8 protein-coding genes are annotated in these 18,154 nt (G+C 60.0%); 1 reads left to right on the top strand and 7 read right to left on the bottom strand.

Annotated features, from left to right (window positions below; all coding sequences use genetic code 11):
* Window positions 1–344: 344 nt before the first annotated feature.
* The 4 genes from zwf to K5E80_RS01210 all read right to left on the bottom strand — a co-directional run bounded on the left by zwf (window position 345) and on the right by K5E80_RS01210 (window position 4,717).
* Window positions 345–1,754 carry a glucose-6-phosphate dehydrogenase gene (zwf, locus tag K5E80_RS01225; RefSeq protein ID WP_220634441.1) on the bottom strand — a complete coding sequence of 470 codons (1,410 nt, stop codon included), beginning with the start codon at window positions 1,752–1,754 and terminating at the stop codon, window positions 345–347.
* 1 nt (window position 1,755) lies between these two features.
* Entirely contained in the window at window positions 1,756–2,778 is a 1,023-nt protein-coding gene (gene gnd / locus K5E80_RS01220; RefSeq protein ID WP_220634440.1) for a phosphogluconate dehydrogenase (NAD(+)-dependent, decarboxylating), read from the bottom strand.
* A 211-nt stretch (window positions 2,779–2,989) separates the two neighbouring features.
* A complete protein-coding gene (pgl, locus tag K5E80_RS01215; RefSeq protein WP_220634439.1) occupies window positions 2,990–3,727 on the bottom strand; it encodes a 6-phosphogluconolactonase in 738 nt (245 codons plus the stop codon).
* A gap of 306 nt (window positions 3,728–4,033) precedes the next feature.
* The gene (locus K5E80_RS01210) at window positions 4,034–4,717 is read right to left on the bottom strand and encodes a BON domain-containing protein (RefSeq protein WP_220634438.1); all 684 of its coding nucleotides are present in this window, start codon (window positions 4,715–4,717) and stop codon (window positions 4,034–4,036) included.
* 158 nt (window positions 4,718–4,875) lie between these two features.
* Between K5E80_RS01210 and K5E80_RS01205 the strand changes: the two genes are divergently transcribed.
* Window positions 4,876–13,818, top strand: coding sequence for a glycoside hydrolase family 94 protein (locus K5E80_RS01205; protein ID WP_425514525.1), 8,943 nt, complete (start codon window positions 4,876–4,878; stop codon window positions 13,816–13,818).
* Between the two features lie 68 nt (window positions 13,819–13,886).
* Here the strand turns inward: K5E80_RS01205 and truB are convergent, their stop codons facing one another.
* The 3 genes from truB to infB all read right to left on the bottom strand — a co-directional run bounded on the left by truB (window position 13,887) and on the right by infB (window position 18,144).
* A complete protein-coding gene (gene truB, locus K5E80_RS01200) occupies window positions 13,887–14,810 on the bottom strand; it encodes a tRNA pseudouridine(55) synthase TruB (protein WP_246590818.1) in 924 nt (307 codons plus the stop codon).
* A gap of 139 nt (window positions 14,811–14,949) precedes the next feature.
* Complete coding sequence (gene rbfA / locus K5E80_RS01195; protein ID WP_220634437.1) at window positions 14,950–15,309, bottom strand: 30S ribosome-binding factor RbfA; 360 nt, start codon at window positions 15,307–15,309, stop codon at window positions 14,950–14,952.
* 144 nt (window positions 15,310–15,453) lie between these two features.
* Entirely contained in the window at window positions 15,454–18,144 is a 2,691-nt protein-coding gene (gene infB / locus K5E80_RS01190) for a translation initiation factor IF-2 (RefSeq protein WP_220634436.1), read from the bottom strand.
* Window positions 18,145–18,154 lie beyond the last annotated feature (10 nt).

The following is an 18,154-nucleotide window of genomic DNA, read 5'->3' as shown; positions in this document are numbered from 1 at the left end:
TAATACAAATATATCTTGGAAAAGACCGTGAATTCTTTTGCAGAACTGCCTGTAATAGGCAGGCGTGCTTCTCATCAGATTTTGGTCAGTGCCCAGTTTCATCTCGCGTAACTGAATGAAGAAGAGCTGGATTCCCAATGGAATCAGCCCTTGCCTGTATGTGGCGCGCCCGGAGAGATTCAAACTCCCTACCCCTTGGTTCGTAATCGCGTAGCGCAGTGTATGTCACTTTATTGACAGGGTCAGCCGCTGAACTGCCAGGCAATGGCGTCAAGATTGTCTTTCACCGGGTCGTTGTCGGGCAACGTATTATCGAAATACCCCGTCGTCTGCGGCCGTGATGTTTACGCCCGTTCCGGCATGGGGTTGTGCCAGCAGCAGCCCCCTGCAAGCAGCGCGTCCGCTTGTTTGGGCCCCCAGCTGCCGGCTTTGTATGGCACAGCCGGGTGATGCCGGGTCAGAATCGGGTCGACCACGGCCCAGGCGGCCTCGATTGAATCCTCGCGTGCGAACAGCGCTCCATCGCCAACCATGGCGTCGCCCAGAAGTCGCTCATAGGGTGCTTCCTCGCCCGGCCGTTCATCGAGCAGGTAGAGCTCGCGCTGATCGCCTACGAACTCCTTGCCTGCGCGTTTGACGCGGGCGGCCAATGCGACGGCGGAGCCGGGGGAGATCCGGAAGCGCAGGTAATTGGCCGGGCCGGTCGCGGGTGCCGAGTCGGCGAACAAGCGCTGCGGCGGCGGCTTCAATTCCACCAGAACCTCGGCTACGGTCTCGGCCAGGCATTTGCCCGAACGCAGGTACCACGGCACACCCTGCCAGCGCCACGAATCGATGAACAGCCGCAGTGCGCAGTAGGTCTCGACGGCGGAGTTTTTTGCCACACCCGGTTCCTTCCGGTAGCCGGCATACTGACCGCATACCAGGTCGGCGGGCGTTAGCGGCCGCATGGCCTGGAACACCTTGCATTTTTCGTCGTGCACGGCCCCGTACCCTCTAAAGGCAGGCGGCTCCATCGCCAGCAGTGCGACTATCTGAAACAAATGGTTCTCGATGACGTCGCGCAGGCAACCGGCAGTTTCATAAAACGCGCCGCGGCTACCGACGCCGAAATCCTCGGCCATCGTGATCTGGACGCTGGCCACGCAATTGCGGTTCCAGATCGGCTCCAGGAACGAATTGGCAAAGCGGAAATAGAGGATGTTCATGATCGCTTCCTTGCCGAGGAAGTGATCGATGCGGAAAATAGAATCTTCTGAAAACACAGAGCGCGCGATGCGATTAAGTTCGTGCGCCGAGGCCAGATCGCGTCCGAAGGGTTTTTCGATGATGACGCGTGCGTGCTCGGCCAGACCCGCGGCGCCGATTCCCTCGATGACCGGTGCAAACAGCGAAGGCGGAATCGCCAGGTAATAGGCTGGGCGCCGGGCGTCGCCCAGCGCGTGCTTCAGCGCGTTGAAAGTGTCCGCATCGTTATAGTTGCCAACGACATAACGCAGCAGGGAGAGTAGATGGCGCAAGGCGGACTGGTCATCGATCCTGCCGTGGCATGCCCTTATGCTGTCTGTCGCCCGTTTGCGCAACTGCGCCAGACTCCACTTCGAGGAAGCGACGCCTACCACCGGAACGTCGAGTACGCCCCGCTTTGTCATCGCATAGAGCGCCGGGAAGACTTTCTTGTGTGCGAGATCGCCGGTAACGCCGAAAAGTACCAGCGCATCCGATGTCGCCGTGTCGCGCCTGATGACGTTCATCTCAGCGTTCCCCTTTCTTCTTTTCGTCGTGCCCGCCAAACTGCTTGCGCATCGCGGACAACACGCGGTTGGCGAAATCGGCTCCATCGCGCGAACTGAAGCGCTCATACAGCGCTGCGCTAAGAACCGGGACCGGCACGGCTTCGTCGAGCGCAGCCGCGATGGTCCATCGCCCTTCGCCGGAATCCGAGACGCGGCCGGCATAGTCCTCCAGCCTCGGGTCGTTGAGGAGCGAACTGGCAGTCAGATCCAGCAGCCACGATCCGATCACGCTGCCGCGGCGCCACACTTCCGTGATTTGCGGCAGATCGAGGTCATATTGGTAATACTCCGCATCGCGCAGCGGCGCTGTTTCGGCATCCGTCTCGCGCCCGCGCTTGCCTGCATTGGCGTTGCGCAGGATGTTCAGGCCTTCGGCATAAGCCGCCATCAGGCCGTACTCGATGCCGTTGTGGACCATCTTGACGAAATGGCCAGCGCCGGTCGGGCCGCAATGCAGATAGCCGTGCTCGGCAGGGGAGGGAGTGCCCTGCTTGCCCGGAGTGCGCGGCGCGACTGTCACGCCGGGCGCAATGCTCCTGAAAATCGGGTCCAGGTGTTTGACGATCCGTTTCTCGCCACCGATCATCAGACAGTAGCCGCGTTCCAGTCCGAACACCCCGCCGCTGGTGCCACAATCGACGTAGTGTATGCCGCTCTTCTTGAGCGTCTTCGCGCGCAGAACATCGTCGCGGTAATAGCTGTTGCCGCCGTCGATGATGATGTCGCCGGCATCCATGCACGCGGCCAGTTTCTCGATGGTCTTGCCAGCCACGCCGGCGGGAACCATGACCCAGACCGCGCGCGGCTTGGCCAGCTTGGCAATCAGTTCGTCGATCGAGGCCGAGCCCCGAACGCCTCGACCCGCGACCTTCTTCACAGCAGCCGGGATCACGTCGTAGACGACGCAGTGGTGGCCATCCTTCGTCAAGCGCCGCACCAAACTGGCTCCCATGCGCCCCAATCCGATCATGCCGAGTTGCATCTCGAACCTCCTTGCTTATCTAGTAGTCAGTCAAAGCGATACTGATGGATAACATAAAAATCTCTTACCACCAAGGCACCAAGGACACCAAGTATCACCAGGGAAAAACAATATTGAATTTGAAGTTCTTGGTGCACCTTAGTGACCCTGGTGTCTTGGTGGCGAAAAATCTTGTTTTAACCCGATCCATCAAATTCGTGATGACTAAGTACTAGTGTGCTATCGGCACGAGCAGCGTGGCATCCACCAGCACATCGACACCCGCTTGCGGCATGATCGCCCGCGCCGGAATGTTTTTGCCGGCACGCCATTCGGCGACCGCCGTATGTTTGGACTCGCCGCTGACCACAAACATCACTTGCCGAGCGCGGCTCAAGCGCGTCGCACTCAAGGACACCCGCTGCGGCGGCAGTTTGGGTGCAGCGTACACCGCCAGCGTATCTTGCGATCCGGGGACAATTCCCCATTCATGTCCAGGAAACAGGCTCGCCGTATGACCGTCCTCGCCAAGCCCGAGCAGCACCAAATCGAATGCGCCGACAGTGCGCAGTGTTTCAGCATACATGCGGCTTGCTTGAAGCGCACCCAGCTCACCTCGTATAGCGTGCAACTGCGCCTGGGGAATGGGCACCCGATCGAGCCAAACCTCGGCGGCCATACGCGAGTTGCGCTCTGGATCAAGGGGCGGCAAACAGCGCTCGTCGCTGAAATAGATATGCCACGCGGACCAATCAGTTGGGGCGGCGGATAAGCCGTGATAGATTCCGCGCGGCGTGCTTCCACCGGCGAGCACGAAATGAAACTGCCCCCGTTCATGAATCGCCTCTGCCGCGCTGGACGTAATCATTTCGATCGCTGCTTGTTGCAACTCCCGCCCATCGGAAAACGCATGCCAGCGGCACTGTTGTAGGCCGATCGAATTTCTCAAGATGTCTGGGGTAGTTTCCATTTTCAGTTGCAAATTTCCGGCAGATCCCGGCCCTGTTTGGCCATGTATAGCTTGTGACCGATCGACTTTCAAGATTCGCTGATAGCGCCGCTGAAATCAAGCCGGAACGTCCAGGAGGGCAATCGCCCGCCCGCATCAGTAGTCCGTTCCGGCAATGTGATTCCAATAAAACCGTTCGGCCTGAGCCTGTCGAAGGCCAGTCGTGGCAAGGAAAGTGCGGTTCGACAAGCTCACCGCGAACGGTAAGCGGTTTGCCGGAACGGACTATTAGCGATGCTGAAACCATCCAAATCAGACAATTCCAGCTTACTCTCTGTTGCTCATTTCATTGCTGATGCTGCGCATGCCATCGATGCCGCGCGCAATTTCGATGCTGTCGTCAATCTGACTCTGATCATCGACAAAGCCATGGGGAGGGCCTTCATCTTTACGCAGGGCAACAGCAGTATCCAGGTTCATAGCACTTGCAACGGCAAGACGCACGGCTTTGACCCTGCTTGCCACAGTTTTGGCCTTGGTTTTGTTGCCCGCCATCCTGACTGTGGCTTTCGGGTTAACTGTAATTTTGATGCCTTTGACACCCGGCACTCCGCGGGTGACGGCAATCAAGCGATCGATTTGCATCTGATTGTCGATATAACCGCTCAACTTGACTTTCCCTTTGCGGGTTTCGACCTTGAAATCCAGGCCGTTGACGCCGGGCTCGGCAAGCAGGGCTAATTTAACCGTGGTGGTAATCACGCTGTCGTTAATCTTTGCCCTTGCCGTGGGGTTCGGCAATGTCTCCTCAGCCGCTTCCCGAGGCTGGTTACAGCCGGCGATAAAAAACGCTATCACGCCTGCAAGCGCAATACTCATAACAATCAAACTGGGGCGAGTCCTCATGTGAAGCTCTTTCACTACGGCAAATAATTGCAATCCGCTTGTCACCCTGCTCCAGTTCCCCATTTTTCTCTGTACGTTGGCGCACGTAATAAATTGGCCATTCATGTCAGCATGCGATAAGGCCCGCTTGGTATATCAACTTGGCTTAAGACATCCGGCGGGATCAGCCTGCGGCTGGAGGATGTTCTGCGGCCAACGTCGAGTAACCACTTTAGCTGGAGCCAAGACATTGCGATTGCGCGCCAGGGAAGGAAAACCGAAAGTTGAAATTGAACAGTAACCCCATTCGCAGCGTCCTGAGCCATCTGGCGGGCTGCCTGCGCCGCAAGCACACGACGCATCAGTACACCGCGGACGAAGCGCCGCTGCGGGCGGAGTTGTTCAGCGCCGATCAGATGGAACAGCATGGCAAGGAACTGGCAGGTGCGCATCGCCTGAGCCTTGAGCCCGCGCCGGATCAGCTGCTCGCGCGCCTGGCCGAGAATGAAGGCATTCTGCACAACGCCTGCAGTCTGCTTAGCGCCACGGTGACGGGAAATCGCCCGATCACACCGGCCGGGGAATGGCTGCTCGACAATTTTTATCTGATTGAAGAGCAGATACGCACAGCCAAGCGCCACTTGCCCAAGGGTTATAGCAGGGAGTTGCCGCGCCTCGCTCATGGTCCATCGGCCGGATTGCCCCGCGTGTATGACATTGCATTGGAGGCAATCTCGCACGGCGACGGACGCGTAGACCCGAAAAGTCTCGATTACTTCGTGGCGGCGTATCAGAAAGTCGCCCCGCTCAAACTCGGTGAACTGTGGGCCATTCCCATCATGTTGCGCCTGGCGCTGATCGAGAACCTGCGCCGCGTTGCGGCCCGCATCACCGCTAGCGTATATAACCGCGATCTCGCCGATGACTGGGCCGACCGGATGATGGAAATCGTGGAGACGGACCCGAAGAGCCTGATCCTCGTGATTGCGGATATGGCGCGCTCGAAGCCGCCGATGATGAGTCCGTTTGTCGCCGAATTCGCGCGCAGGTTGCAGGGCCAAAGCCCGGCATTGGCGTTGCCGCTGACCTGGATCGAGCAACGGCTTGCCGAGGAAGGCACGACGATAGAGCATCTGGTCCAGATCGACACCCAAAGCCAGGCCGCCAGCCAGGTCTCCATCAGCAACAGCATCGGCAGTCTGCGCTTTCTGGGAGCGATGGACTGGCGCAAGTTCGTCGAGAGAATGAGCATCGTCGAGCAAAAGCTGCAGGAAGATCCGTTCGGGGTCTATGGCATGATGGATTTCGAGACGCGCGACAACTATCGGCACGCCGTTGAGAAAATCGCCAAACACAGCCAGCTCTCGGAAGGCGACGTCGCACGCAAGGCAATTCAGCTCGCGCACGACGGCGTGGCGAGCGCTGGAGATGCGCACGACGGCACCGGCATCGCCGCACGTGCTGCGCATGTTGGCTACTACCTGATTGACAAGGGCCGGCCGCAGCTTGAACGATTTGCTGAAGTGCGCTGGTCGGCAATCGAGTCTGCGCACAAAATCATGTGCCAGATTCCACTGCCTCTGTATCTGGGATCCATAACGCTGCTGACGGCGATTTTCACCTGGGGCTTGCTGGTCAAGGCAAATGCGGCACAGGCTGGCGGACTCGGCGGCTGGGTACTCGCTGCGATTGGAATTATTGCCGCATTGGGCACCAGCCAGTTAGCGGTTGCGCTCGTCAACTGGTTCTCGACATTACTCACGACACCGCAACCGCTGCCACGGCTGGATTTTTCCACGGGGATCCCGCCGCAATTCCGCACGCTTACAGTGGTTCCCACCATGCTCACAAATGAGCAAGGCGTAGAGGATCTGATTGAGGCGCTCGAAGTCCGCTTCCTTGCCAACCGCGATCCCAGGCTGCACTTCGGACTGTTGACCGATTTTCGGGATGCAGCACAGGAAACACAGCCCGATGATGGGCCCTTGCTGGAACTGGCCCGGGCACGCATTGAAGCGCTGAACCAGAAATACCGCCATGCGGAGGATCATTCCGACTGCGACCCCTTCTTCCTGTTTCATCGGCCGCGCCGCTGGAACGCGCAGGACCGCCTATGGATGGGTTATGAGCGCAAGCGCGGCAAGCTCGCCGATTTGAATGCGCTGCTGCGCGGCGGCGGCGAGGACAAGTTTGCGCTGGTAGCCGGCACCACCGAGGTGTTGCCGGCGGTGAAGTACGTCATCACGCTGGACACGGACACGCAACTGCCGCGCGATTCGGCGCGGCAATTCGTCGGCACGATGGCGCACCCGCTGAATCAGCCGTGCCTCAACCAGACGACTGGCACCGGCACCAATGACAACAGGCGGGTAATCAAAGGTTACGGCATCCTGCAGCCGCGCGTCGCTGTAAGCCTGCCGGATACCAACCGCTCGCGTTACGCGCGCCTGTTCGGCAGCGAGCCCGGCATCGACCCTTATACGCGCGCCATATCCGATGTTTACCAGGACGTATTCTGCGAAGGTTCCTTTATCGGCAAAGGCATCTATGACGTTGATGCATTCGAGCTGACGCTCAAGGATCGCTTCCCCGAGAACCGCATCCTCAGCCACGATCTGCTCGAAGGCTGCTACGTACGGTCTGCGCTGTTGAGCGACGTGCCGCTCTATGAGGAATACCCGGCCCGCTACAGCGCGGACGTGGCCCGCCGCCGGCGCTGGATACGCGGCGATTGGCAGATCGCTTCATGGCTGCTGTCACGCGTCCCTGGCAGTGCTGCCAACCGCGAAAGAAATCCGCTGTCGGGACTCTCGCAATGGAAGATTTTCGACAATTTGCGGCGCAGCCTTGTCCCTGCAGCGTTGACACTCCTGTTGATGTTGGGCTGGACTCTAACCCCGCATGCATGGTTCTGGACCCTGGCGGTAATCGGTATCCTCCTGATTCCTCCCTTCTCCGCATCGATTCTGGAGTTGTTGCGCAAACCGGACGAGGTACTGCCAAGGCAGCATCTCGCCGCAGTCATGCAATCGGCCGGGCGGCATGTGGCGCAGTCGGCACTGACGCTGGCCTGTCTTCTCTATGAAACCTGGTTCAGCCTCGATGCAATCATCCGTACTTGCTGGCGAATTCTGGCCAGCAAAAAACGGTTGCTCGAATGGAATCCCTCGAACGAGACAAATCTCGAATGCGAACGTTGTCAGCGCACGAGCCTGTTCGCCTCGTATCGTTCGATGTGGATGGTCCCCGTCATCGCTGTTGCGACATGGCTGCTGCTGGCGCTAACCAAACCTGATGCACTGGCAGTCGCCGGGCTGATACTCATCCTGTGGTTTGTTTCGCCCGCCCTCACATGGTGGATCAGCCGGCAGCTTCCCCGCCGCATGGCGAAACTAGGCAGCGAGCAGACCATCTTCCTGCAGAAACTTGCACGACAAACCTGGGCCTTCTTCGAGACCTTCGTCGGCCCCGAAGATCACTGGCTGCCGCCGGACAACTTTCAGGAACAGGAGCATCCGGTGGCCGGTTATCGCTCCCATATGCGCGCATCAGACCTTACCCAGCCTGCGGACAACTTTCAGGAGCATCCGGCGGCCGTGGTCGCACACCGCACGTCGCCGACCAATATGGGACTTTCACTGCTGGCGAATCTATCCGCCTACGACTTCGGCTACATCCCGGCCGGGCAACTCATCGAACGCACGGCGAGCGCACTCCACACAATGGCAGCCCTGGAGCGGCACCAGGGCCATTTCTATAACTGGTATGACACGCAATCGCTGCAACCGCTCCCGCCCTTGTATGTATCGTCGGTGGATAGCGGTAACCTTGCCGCTCATTTACTGACACTGCGCCCGGGCCTGCTGGCGTTGCCCGATCACCCCATCGTTGGAATCAAGTTGTTCGAAGGCCTGTGCGACACATTGAAGATATTCGCCGACGCGACGGCAAAATTGCCGGCGGCGGCGACGGCCGGACTCACGCAGTTACAAAAGGATATCGATTCTGCTTACGATTCCCGGCCCGCCTCGATCGCCGTCATGCACCACTGGTTGACGCGGCTCGCGACCAGCGCGGCGGTTGTTGCCGCCAGCTTTGAGAACAATGACGCCACCAAGTCCGCCGATGCGAAATGGTGGGCGCAGGCGCTGCTGCGGCAATGCAGCAGCAGCCTCGATGAGTTGACCTTGCTGACTCCCTGGCTGGCAATGCCGGCGGCGCCCGGCAGACTGAATGCATCGCTCGACAGCACGGCCATCCCGACGCTGCGCGAATTGGCCAACTTCGAAGCGACATGGTTGGCAGCCATCGAGCAGCGTGCGAGTCCCGATCCAACACACGAAGAACGCGCGTGGCTCTCCATGCTGCGGCAACACGCAAGCGCGGCAAGCAGCCACGCCAAAGACCGAATTGTCGCGATCGAATACCTGGCGCAGCAAGCGGGAGCGCTGGCCAAGATGGAATATGGCTTCCTCTACAACGAAGCGCGCCATCTGCTCGCCATCGGCTACAACGTCAGCGAACGCCGGCAGGACGCAAGCTATTACGATTTGCTGGCGTCGGAAGCGCGCTTGACCACTTTTGTCGCGATCGCGCAGGGCCAATTGCCGCAGGAAAGCTGGTTCGCACTGGGGCGCCTGCTGGCCAATAGCAGCGGCGAGCCGATACTGATGTCATGGAGCGGCTCCATGTTCGAGTACCTGATGCCGCTATTGGTAATGCCGACCTATGAAAACACGCTGCTCGACCAGACCTATGCCGCGGCAGTGGCCAGGCAAATTGCCTACGGCAAGCAACGCGGCGTCGCCTGGGGTATGTCGGAATGCGGCTACAACGCGATCGACGCCGCTTTCAATTATCAATACCGGGCCTTCGGCGTACCGGGCCTGGGACTCAAGCGCGGCCTCGCCGAAGACCTCGTCATTGCACCCTACGCTTCGGCGCTGGCGCTGATGGTGGCGCCCGAAGCGGCCTGTGCCAATCTGCAGCGACTCGCGGGCGAAGGTTTGGCCGGGCAATTCGGCCTGTATGAAGCAGTTGACTACACGCCATCGCGTCTCCCGCGCGGACAGACCAGCGTTGTAGTACGTTCGTTCATGGCCCATCACCAGGGCATGGCCCTGCTCTCCCTCGCCTATCAGCTTCTTGACCGCCCGATGCAGAAACGCTTCGAATCCGACCCGCAGTTCCAGGCGACCATGCTGTTGTTGCAGGAAAGGGTGCCCAAGACAACCGCATTTTATTTGCGCGTCAGCGAATTCTCCATGCCACGCGCCAGCGAAGGCGCCAATGAAATGCCGGTGCGCGTGCTGACCAGCGCCAATACACCGATACCGGAAGTACAGTTGTTGTCGAACAGCCGTTACCACGTGATGGTCACCAATGCGGGCGGTGGCTACAGCCGCTGGAAAGACCTCGCCGTTACCCGCTGGCGCGAAGACTCGACCTGTGACAACTGGGGCAGCTTCTGTTACATCCGCGACGTGGCGAGCGGGGTTTTCTGGTCGAATACCCATCAACCGACGCTCAGGCCGGCGCAGGCGTTCGAGGTAATTTTCTCCGAGGGGCGGGCAGAATTTCGCCGCCACGACCACGATTACGACACCCATACCGAAATCGTCGTTTCGCCGGAAGATGACATCGAGTTGCGCCGGGTACGCATTACCAATCGCGCGCGGACGCGCCGCACGATTGAACTCACGAGTTATGCGGAAGTCGTGCTGGCCACTCCTGCCGCCGATGCGGATCATCCGGCGTTCAGCAATCTCTTTGTCCAGACCGAGATCGTTGCCGGGCACAAGGCAATCCTGTGCACGCGCCGGCCGCGCTCGCTGGGCGAACACTCGCCATGGATGTTTCACCTGATGGCGGCGCACGGCGTGAGCGTGAAAGAAATTTCATACGAAACGGATCGCATGCGCTTCATCGGCCGCGGCCGCACGGTTGCCGCACCTCTGGCGATGAGCGATTCCGCCGCGCTTTCGGGCAGCGCAGGTTCGGTGCTTGATCCGATTGTTGCGATTCGCTATCGCATTACGCTTGAGCCGGAACAAACCGCAACCATAGACATGGTTGCCGGCATCGGCGCCAGCCGCGACGCCGCCCTGAGTCTGGCCAGAAAGTATCAGGATCGAAATCTTGCGGATCGCGTCATTGAACTGGCCTGGACCCATACCCAGGTCGTATTGCGCCAAATCAATGCCAGCGAGGCCGACGCGCAACTGTATGGGCGCCTCGCCAGTTCCATCATCTACGCCAATTCCAGTTTGCGTGCCGACGCTGGCGTTATCAGCCGGAATCGGCGCGGGCAATCCGGCTTATGGGGCTACGCCATATCCGGCGACCTGCCTATCGTGCTGCTGCAGATCGGCGACCTGGCGAATATCGACCTGGTACGCCAGTTGGTACAGGCCCACGCTTACTGGCGCCTGAAAGGACTCGCCGTAGACCTGGTGATCTGGAATGAAGACCGCGCCGGCTACCGGCAGCTGCTACAGGAACAAATCATGGGCCTGATCGCCGCCGGTATTGAAGCCCACGTAATAGACAGGCCCGGCGGCATCTTCGTGCGGCGTACGGAACAAATGTCGAATGAAGACCGCATTCTGGTGCAATCGGTCGCGCGCGCCATCATCAGCGACCGGCGCGGAACACTGGGCGAGCAAATCAATCGCCGCGGCCTGATGGAAGCACGCGCGCCGCATTTGAATCTGCCGCGCTTCGCGCCGACGCGTATCCATCGCGTCGAATTGCCGACAGCGATGGCGGTGCCGGGTTTCGATCTGCTCTTCCATAACGGGCTCGGCGGGTTTACTCCGGACGGCCGCGAGTACGTCATTACCACTGCACCCGGGCAGGTAACCCCGGCGCCGTGGGTCAACGTGCTGGCCAATCCCCACTTTGGAACCGTGATTTCGGAGTCCGGCTTCGCCTACACCTGGCGCGAGAACGCCCACGAATTTCGCCTCACGCCGTGGGGCAATGATGCCGTCAGCGAAGCCAGTGGCGAGGCATTTTATGTGCGCGACGAGGAAAGCGGCCACTTCTGGTCGCCCGCGCCGCTGCCCAGCCGTGGCGCGACTCCTTATGTCACGCGGCATGGCTTCGGCTACAGCACGTTTGAACACATGGAGGACGATATCGATACGACGCTGCGCGTCTACGTGGACCTTGAGGCAGCGATCAAGTTTTCGGTATTGAAAGTACGCAACCAATCGGGGCGGCCACGCCGGATCTCCGCCACCGGCTATGTCGAATGGGTTCTTGGCGACCTGCGGCCAAAATCGGCGATGCACGTGGTCAGCGAAATCGACCCCACCAGCGGCGCACTTTTCGCGCGCAACGCCTACAACACGGAATTTGCCAGGCACACGGCGTTTTTCGACAGTGACGATGCCAACCGGACTTACACCTGCGACCGTGCCGAGTTCATCGGGCGCAACGGCACGCTGCGGAACCCGGCCGCGATGTCGCGCGCACGTTTATCCAACAAGACCGGCGCGGCGCTGGATCCCTGCGCCGCAATACAGATGTCATTCGAACTCGCCGAGGGGCAAGAGCGCGAAATTGTGTTTCGTCTTGGCGCCGGGCACAACACCGAAGATGCGCGCCAGCTCGTGCAGCAATCGCGCGGTTCGGCGGCGACGCGCGGCGCTTTTGAGAAAGTGCGGCAATACTGGAATCGGACCCTGGGCGCGGTGCAGGTGGAAACACCGGATCCGTCGCTCAATGTGCTGACCAATGGCTGGCTGATCTATCAAACGCTGGCGTGCCGCCTGTGGGCGCGCAGCGGGTACTATCAATCGGGCGGCGCCTTCGGTTTCCGCGATCAGTTGCAGGACGTGATGGCGCTCATCCATGCTGAACCCGCGCTGGTGCGGAAACACCTGCTGCGCTGCGCGGCCCATCAGTTCCGCGAAGGCGATGTCCAGCATTGGTGGCATCAGACCTCGGGGCGTGGCGTGCGTACGCATTGTTCGGACGATTACCTGTGGCTGCCGTTGGCGATTTGCCGCTATGTAATAAGCACTGGCGACAGCGGGGTACTCGACGAATCCATCCGCTTCCTCGACGGACGCCCGGTGAAACCCGATGAGGACTCCTATTTCGACTTGCCCGGTCGTGCCGAGGAATCTGCCGCTCTGTATGACCACGGCGTGCGGGCGATCCTGCGCGGACTGAATTTCGGCGAGCACGGTTTGCCACTGATGGGCTCCGGCGACTGGAACGACGGCATGAACCTGGTCGGCGCCGAGGGCAAGGGCGAAAGCATCTGGCTCGGGTTTTTCCTGTACACAGTGTTGATGCAGTTCACCACGCTGGCACGAATGCATGGCGACACGCCATTTGCCGAACGCTGCCAAAGCGAGGCGGTGCAACTGCGGCTGAATATTGAAGCCAATGGCTGGGATGGCGAGTGGTACCGTCGTGCCTATTTCGACGACGGCACGCCACTGGGATCGGCGATCAACAGCGAATGCCAGATCGATGCCATCGCGCAAAGCTGGGCCGTGCTGTCAGGTGCGGGCGATCCGCAGCGCTCGCGCACGGCGATGGCTGCGGCAGACAGACGCCTGGTGCGCAGCGGCGACGGATTGATCCGGTTGCTTGATCCGCCGTTCGACAAATCGGCCTTGAATCCCGGTTACATAAAAGGGTACGTTCCCGGCGTGCGCGAAAATGGCGGCCAATACACCCACAGCGCAATCTGGACGGTGATGGCGTTCGCCGCCCTGGGCAACAGCCGGCGCGCATGGGAATTGTTCGACATGATCAACCCGGTCAACCATGCCAGCACCCAGGCAAAGATTGCCACCTACAAGGTCGAACCCTACGTAGCCGCGGCCGATGTCTATGCGGTTGCACCGCACACCGGCCGCGGCGGCTGGACCTGGTACACCGGATCCGCCGGATGGTTGTATCGGCTAATTCTGGAGTCGCTGCTGGGGTTGCGCCTGGAAGTCGACAAACTGCGCTTTGCGCCATGTCTCCCGGCGGATTGGGAAACCTGCAAGCTGCAATACCGTTACCGTGAGACGCTGTACCGCATCACGGTGATACAAGACCATGAACACGATACAGGCAACTCTATTGACATAACGGTGGATGGCATTGTCCAGCGCGACGACTTCATCCCGTTAGTCGACGACCGCAAGGAGCATGCCGTCGAGGTAAGGCTTGCCGCAAAAAATATTACGGCGGCGCTATCGGAAATGGTTGCCAAGTGAAGCAGAATAATCTTATTTCGACTTAATCCCGCTCTGCATGCGGCTCTGCGGACGAATCGAGGCGGAGTTCAAGGAGCATCGGGGAGCCGGTTTTCGGCCACCAGACGCTGTGCCTGGAGCAAGCCTTCCGCCGTTACGGTGCCGACACCGAGGAAACATTGATCGCTCGAAAACATCCGCAAACGCTGCCCTGCCCTGCCGCTCCAGGGAATGGCCTGGCCATGACGCATGCGTGCCGAATCGCCACTGCCAAGTTGTACCTGCGGCAGATCAGCCACCAGTGCATCCAGCGGTGCCAGCAGCGCAGCGCGGCCTGATGCGGGCAGCGCCTCGATGGCATCGAGCGTCACCGCCTGCTCGACGGTAAGACCCGCGACGCGAGTCCGGCGTAGCGCCTGTAAATGCGCGCCGCAACCCAGAGCCACGCCGATGTCGGCGGCCAGTGTGCGGACGTAGGTGCCCTTGCTGCAATCGACATCAATCACGGCAGCGCGCCCATCGAAGGACAGCAGTTCCAGTTTGAATATCGTTACCTGACGCAACGGACGTTCAAGTTCGATGCCCTGTCGCGCATATTCGTACAGCGGTTTGCCATCGCGCTTGAGAGCGGAATACATGGGCGGCAATTGTTCAATGTCGCCGCGAAAGCGCTGCAGTACATCCTGTAATTGCATTTCACTAATATCGACTTCGCATTGACTGATTACCGCTCCTTCGGCATCCGCCGTGTCGGTCGCAATGCCGAGGCGCACCGTGGCGCGATAAGCTTTCTCGGCATGCAGCAGTTCGCCGGCAAACTTGGTGGCTTCGCCGAAACACAGCGGCAGAAGACCCGTAGCGAGCGGATCGAGCGTGCCGGTATGGCCGGCCTTGGCCGCATTGAACAGACGGCGCGCGGCCTGTAGCGCGGTGTTGGAACTCATGCCGAGCGGCTTGTCGAGCAGCAGGACGCCATCCACCTGGCGGCGTGGAGCACGGCACGGAGCGTTCAACGCAAACCCCGAGAATCTTTCACCACCAAGACACCAAGTTCACAAAGGAACACCAAGAAAAACAACGGCAAGTTTGCGTTAATGGAACTCCTTGGTGCATCTCGGTGACCTTGGTGTCTTGGTGGTGAAGCTTTTGACTTCAGCGTTTATCTGACTTGACCGCTTCATCGATTAGTTGCGACAGATGACTGCCGCGCTCGACCGAAGAGTCATAGATGAAATGCAGTTCCGGATTGTGATGGATGCGCACGCGACGCCCGATTTCGCGGCGCAGGAAACCAGCGCTGTGCTTGAGCCCGCGCTCAAGTACGGCGCGCTGCTCGGCCGAGGCTAACGTGGTGTAATACACCTTGGCATGCGCGTAGTCCGGCGTAATTTCGACGTCGGTGATCGTCACCAGACTAACGCGCGGGTCTTTCAGCTCAAGCCGGATCAGCTCCGCCAGTTCGCGGCGGATTTGTTCGGCAACGCGCTCGGAACGTGAATAACTGTTAGGCATAGGACAGAAAAAAACAGAAAGTCACAGAGCACACAGAGTTCATGACCGGAGGAAATCCCCGTGGGACAGAGGAAAACCAAAAGCCAGACCAGGCGGGTTTGTCTTTCTCTGTGTTCTCCGTGGCTTCAATTGCTTTCGAATTTCTCAGGCCAGTGTACGTGCGATTTCCTGGATCTCGAACACTTCGAGCTGGTCGCCGACCTGGATATCGTTGAAGTTCTTCAGGTTGAGGCCGCACTCATAGCCTTCCTTGACTTCTTTCACGTCATCCTTGAAGCGCTTGAGCGATTCGAGTTCACCGCTATGCAGAACAACGTTGTTGCGCAGCACGCGCACCGAGGAGCCGCGCTTGACGACGCCGGAGAGCACCATGCAGCCGGCGATGGTGCCGACCTTGGAAATGACGAAGACCTGGCGCACCTCGACCATGCCGATGACGCTTTCCTTCTTTTCCGGCGAGAGCATGCCCGACAGTGCGGCCTTTACTTCATCCACAGCGTCATAAATGATATTGTAGTAGCGGATATCGACGCCGAAGGTTTCGGCCGCCTTGCGCGCGCCGGCATCGGCGCGCGTGTTGAAGCCGATGATGACTGCCTTCGAGGCTTGCGCCAAATTGACGTCGGATTCGCTGATGGCGCCGACTGCACCGTGGATGATCTGCACCTTGACCTCGGCGGTCGACAATTTGCCCAGCGCATGCACCAGCGCCTCCTGCGAGCCTTGCACGTCGGCTTTGACAATAAGCGCCAGGGTCTTGACCTCGCTCTCGCCCATCTGGTCGAGCATGGTTTCAAGCTTGGCAGCCTGTTGCTTGGCGAGCCGCACGTCGCGGAACTTGCCCTGGCGGAACAGCGCGATTTCGCGCGCCTTGCGTTCGTCGGCAATTACGATGGTCTCATCGCCGGCCGCGGGTACATCGGAAAGCCCCTGAATCTCGACCGGAATTGACGGACCGGCGACGTCGATGGTGGCGCCGTTCTCATCGAGCATGGCACGCACGCGGCCATACACATGGCCGGCGAGCAGCACGTCGCCACGACGCAAGGTACCCGATTGCACCAGTATGGTGGCAACAGGGCCCTTGCCCTTGTCGAGGCGGGCTTCGATCACCAGACCCTTGGCCGGCACATTGACGGGCGCCGTGAGCTCCAGCACTTCGGCCTGCAGCAATACTTGTTCAAGCAGATCGTCGATGCCGGCGCCGGTTTTTGCCGACACCGGGATAAAGGGTGAATCGCCGCCGTATTCTTCCGGAATCACGCCTTCGGCAACGAGTTCCTGCTTGACACGCTCGGGATTGGCATCGGGTTTGTCGATCTTGTTTACCGCCACGACCAGAGGCACGTTCCCGGCCTTGGCATGGTGGATCGCTTCCTTCGTTTGCGGCATCACGCCGTCGTCGGCCGCCACCACCAGGATGACCAGGTCGGTGGCTTTTGCACCGCGCGCGCGCATCGCCGTAAAAGCCTCGTGACCCGGCGTATCAAGGAAGGTAATCATCCCTCGTCCGGTTTCCACATGATAGGCGCCGATGTGCTGGGTAATGCCACCCGCTTCGCCATGGGCGACGCGAGTTTTGCGGATATAGTCGAGCAGCGAGGTTTTGCCGTGGTCGACGTGACCCATCACCGTCACCACCGGCGCACGCGGCAGCACTTCGGCATCCTTGTGCTCTGCATGATCTTCATCGAGGAAGGCATCGGGATCGTCGAGCTTGGCGGCGAAAGCCTTATGCCCCATTTCCTCGACCAGAATCATCGCGGTTTCCTGATCGAGCTGTTGGTTAATCGTAACCATCATGCCCATTTTCATCAGGGCCTTGATCACCTCGGTCGCCTTGACCGTCATCTTGTGCGCCAAATCAGCCACGCTAATGGTTTCCGGCACATGCACTTCGCGCACGATGGCTTCGATGGGTTGCTGCGCCACGGGCGCTTCCTCGTGATGACCCCTGCCATGACGCGCGCCACCGCGCGCGCCACTACGCCAACCCGATGCGCCACCGGTATCCCCGCGCGTCTTGATGGTACGGCGCTTGGCGGCATCATCCTTCCATGTGGTAGTGGCGGATTTCTTGGTGGCGGTCTTCTTCTCCGCGCCGGGCTTGCCAGCGGGTTTGTGCAGGGTACCCGTCGGGGCCACGGCGGCAGCCGGTGTGGCGGCTGCAATTTTCTTGGCTTCTGCGGCGGCCAATTCAGCCTGGCGACGTTCGGCACTTTGCGCCTCGCGTTCCTGCTTCGCCTTCAGTTCCGCCGCCTGAAAGGCGGCCAGATCGGCATGCCGTTTGGCGTCCGCCTCGCGCCGTGCGATCGTTTGTGCATCAAGAATTGACGGCGCCTTCTTGACTGTGGTCCTGGTCCCGGGAACCCTGGCCGGGGCTTCCTTGACCGGTTCCGGCACGGGTTCCGCTACGGGTTCCGGCACAGGCTCTGGCGCTACGATTATGGGTTCCGGCGCCGGCTCGGGCACCAGCACCTGAGGTTCTGGTTCGGGGATCGGCTCCGGAGTTGGCGGCGGCGCGGCGACTACCGCTTCGGCGGCAAGATCGCGCTTGATGAAGGTGCGCTTCTTGCGCACCTCGACCTGGATCGTGCGCGCCTTGCCCATGGCATCAGCCGACTTGATTTCCGTCGTCTGCTTGCGCGTCAGCGTGATCTTCGGCTTGGGCGCCGTTTCTCCATGCGCCTTGCGCAAATAGTCGAGCAGACGCGTCTTGTCCTGCTCGCTCAGCATGTCGTCGGTCGCGGCCTTGTCGACGCCGGCCTTGGCCAACTGCTCAAGCAGCGCCGTAGCCGGCATCTTCAATTCCGTCGCGAATTGGGAAACGCTCATTTGTGCCATT

Origin of the sequence: Georgfuchsia toluolica (genome assembly GCF_907163265.1) — a bacterium.
Classification (GTDB): domain Bacteria; phylum Pseudomonadota; class Gammaproteobacteria; order Burkholderiales; family Rhodocyclaceae; genus Georgfuchsia; species Georgfuchsia toluolica.
This window is presented reverse-complemented; position numbering and strand designations above follow the sequence as displayed.

What these genes read in the sequence shown, in the direction of transcription:
- zwf (WP_220634441.1), bottom strand. Translation starts at nt 1,754, where the DNA reads ATGAACGTCATCAGGCGCGACACGGCGACATCGGATGCGCTGGTACTT.
- gnd (WP_220634440.1), bottom strand. Translation starts at nt 2,778, where the DNA reads ATGCAACTCGGCATGATCGGATTGGGGCGCATGGGAGCCAGTTTGGTG.
- pgl (WP_220634439.1), bottom strand. Translation starts at nt 3,727, where the DNA reads ATGGAAACTACCCCAGACATCTTGAGAAATTCGATCGGCCTACAACAG.
- K5E80_RS01210 (WP_220634438.1), bottom strand. Translation starts at nt 4,717, where the DNA reads ATGAATGGCCAATTTATTACGTGCGCCAACGTACAGAGAAAAATGGGG.
- rbfA (WP_220634437.1), bottom strand. Translation starts at nt 15,309, where the DNA reads ATGCCTAACAGTTATTCACGTTCCGAGCGCGTTGCCGAACAAATCCGC.
- infB (WP_220634436.1), bottom strand. Translation starts at nt 18,144, where the DNA reads ATGAGCGTTTCCCAATTCGCGACGGAATTGAAGATGCCGGCTACGGCG.